The sequence below is a fragment of the Nocardia asiatica NBRC 100129 genome (assembly GCF_000308415.1).
In the GTDB taxonomy this organism is placed as follows: domain Bacteria; phylum Actinomycetota; class Actinomycetes; order Mycobacteriales; family Mycobacteriaceae; genus Nocardia; species Nocardia asiatica.
Window position 1 is genome coordinate 1 of sequence record NZ_BAFS01000228.1, and the last position, 601, is coordinate 601.

Annotated in this window: 1 protein-coding gene; it reads left to right on the plus strand. The window is 67.2% G+C overall.

Annotated features, from left to right (window positions below; translation table 11 throughout):
• The coding region (locus ON27_RS22480; protein ID WP_043731300.1) for a lytic transglycosylase domain-containing protein at nucleotides 1-601 on the plus strand (601 nt) is incomplete at both ends.

The window sequence follows — 601 nt, forward strand, 5'->3', positions numbered from 1 at the left end:
CCGCGGAGTTGCCGCGGCGGTTGCGGGCGGTGTCGCCGCCGTTCGCGGGTGTGGTGCCGTTGCAGGAGGTTACGTTGCCCGCGGTGGGGGGTGCGTTGGGGATTCCGGAGGTGGTGTTGGCGGCGTATCGGAATGCGGAGTTGGCGTTGGCGTCTTCGGCGCCGGGGTGTGGGTTGTCGTGGAATCTGCTGGCGGGGATCGGGCGGATCGAGTCGGGGCATGCGCGGGGTGGGCGTACGGATGCGGCGGGGACGACGGTGACGCCGATTTTCGGTCCGGCGTTGGATGGGTCGTTGCCGGGTAATGAGGTGATCAGGGCTGCTGATGGGGGGTTCGTGCGGGCGTTGGGTCCGATGCAGTTCTTGCCGGGGACCTGGGGTGGTTATGGTGCGGACGGGAACGGTGACGGGGTGGCCGATCCGCACAATGTGTTCGATGCGGCGTTGGCGGCGGGGAAGTATTTGTGTTCGGGGGGTGTGGATCTGCGTGATCGGTCGCAGGAGTTGCGGGCGGTGTTGCGGTACAACAACTCGATGGCGTATGCGGCGAATGTGCTGAGTTGGTCGGCGGCGTATCGGAGCGGGGGTTCGCCGACGCAGGT